Annotated in this window: 2 protein-coding genes; both read right to left on the reverse strand. The window is 55.1% G+C overall.

Going from position 1 to position 2056, the window contains the following annotated elements:
- Positions 1-1101: prephenate dehydrogenase (locus COY37_RS06515; RefSeq protein ID WP_286678898.1), on the reverse strand; the 1101-nt coding region annotated here is incomplete at its 3' end.
- Positions 1101-2056, reverse strand: a 956-nt coding sequence (gene aroF / locus COY37_RS06520) for a 3-deoxy-7-phosphoheptulonate synthase (protein ID WP_286976863.1), incomplete at its 5' end; no start/stop codon positions are given. The genes COY37_RS06515 and aroF, both read right to left, overlap by 1 nt.

Consider the following 2056-nt stretch of genomic DNA (forward strand, 5'->3'; position numbering starts at 1 on the left):
CTCCTGCGTTCTCACATCGACCTCGTAGCCTTTATCCAATAGAGCTTTCGCCGCTCTGTCGGCATTTTCCTTTTCGGGGATGGTAAGGCGCACCTGACCCGAAACATCTGTGGCATGTAATATCTCTATATCTTCGATGTTTATCCCGAGTTGTCCTATCGTTAACGTGATATCGCTGATAACTCCCGGTTTATCCGAAACGGGGACGTAGAGTTCGTAGAGCTTGCCGATTCCCTTGCCGAGCGCCGACGGCAGGTTGAGACGTGCTTGTTGGGCGCGCTCCAGCAGGTCGGTTATCCGCCCCTTATCCTCTTCTTCGATCATATGCTGCAGGGTTTCCAGCATATCACTCATCTTTTCGATGGAGTACATGATTGCATCCCGGTTATCCAGGCAAATATCGATCCACATGCGGGGGCTGCCGGCCGCGATACGCGTCGTATCTTTAAAGCCGCCGGCCGCAAGTAACAGCAGGTTTTCGGTTGCATTGGCCTCGTTGCTGGCCAGGTTCATAAGAACTGCGGCAATCATGTGCGGCAAATGGCTTATCACAGCGACCGCGTGGTCGTGCTTTACCGGATCGATCGCCATCACGTTCGCGCCGAGCGATGTGATCATCGAGTGGAGCTTCTTGTACGCGACCATATCCGTTCTCTCGGTGGGCGTCAGCAAATAATGAACGTTCTTAAAGAGCGCCGGATTCGCCGCGCTTACCCCCGTGCGCTCCGAGCCCGCCATGGGATGCCCGCCGATAAAATGAACGCCTTCCGGTACCTCGGCCTCCACTTCGGCCACGATACTCTCCTTGGTGCTTCCCACATCAGTTATTATCGCGCCGGGTTTTGCGCTTTGGGCAGCGAGGATACAATAGTTCGGAATCTGCCTGACGGGCACGCATACGAAGATAACGTCGGCATCTGCGCACGCTTCCTCAACACTTGCCGCTGCTCTATCGATAATGCCGCGTGCAAGCGCCTCTTCAACGGCCGGGGCGTTATGGTTATAGCCGACAACCTCATACTCCTCGGATTGCTGTTTAAAGGCAACGGCCAACGACCCCCCGATCAACCCTAAGCCCAGTACCGCGATGGTCGTCTTCATTAGACGGTCAACCTCATTTTTTTATTGAACACTTCGGCCACGGTCCGTATCCGCTCCATAATCGTATCGAAATGCTTAAACGTAAGCGATTGCGGACCGTCGGAAAGCGCTTTTTCCGGGTCCGGATGAACCTCGATCATCGCCCCATCGGCACCCGCCGCCAGACCCGCCAGCGTCAGCGGCTCGACAAGGTTGCGCTTACCTGCGGCATGACTCGGATCGACGATAACCGGAAGGTGACTTAACTGCTTAATCAGCGGTATAGCGCTAATATCCAGGGTGTTCCTGGTGTAGGTCTCAAATGTGCGTATCCCGCGCTCACAGATAATAATATTGGTATTGCCGCCCTTGATAATATACTCTGCGGCCATCAAGGTCTCCTCAACGGTATTTCCAAGACCCCGCTTAAGAAGAACCGGTTTCCTCAACATCCCGACCTCCTTTAAAAGCAGGAAGTTCTGCGCGTTGCGCGCTCCGATCTGGATGATGTCGGCATATTCGGCAACAGCGTCCAAATCCCTCGGGTCCATTACTTCGGTAACTATCGGCAGGCCGAACTCTTCCCTGGTCTCTGCCAGCATTTTCAATCCGTCGACGCCCAGCCCCTGGAAACTGTACGGTGATGTCCTCGGCTTAAACGCCCCACCCCTGAGCACGGTGGCGCCGGACGACTTGACGGCCCGCGCGGTGTCACGCATCTGCTCTCTCGATTCCACAGAGCACGGCCCGGCCATCACGTTAAAGTATCCTTCTCCGATGACAACATCGCCTATAGTGATAAGGGTGGGCTCGTGGCGGAACTCGCGACTCACGAACTTGTAGGGTTTCATAATCTGGATGACATTTTCAACACCCTCAAAGCCCTCTAGCGGAAGCGCGGCAACGGCTTCTTTGTCGCCGATGACGCCGATGACGGTACGAAACTCGCCTTTGGATAAATGGACCTCGGCCCCCG

The organism is Candidatus Aquicultor secundus (assembly GCF_002791875.1).
Taxonomy (GTDB): Bacteria; Actinomycetota; Aquicultoria; order Aquicultorales; family Aquicultoraceae; genus Aquicultor_A; species Aquicultor_A secundus.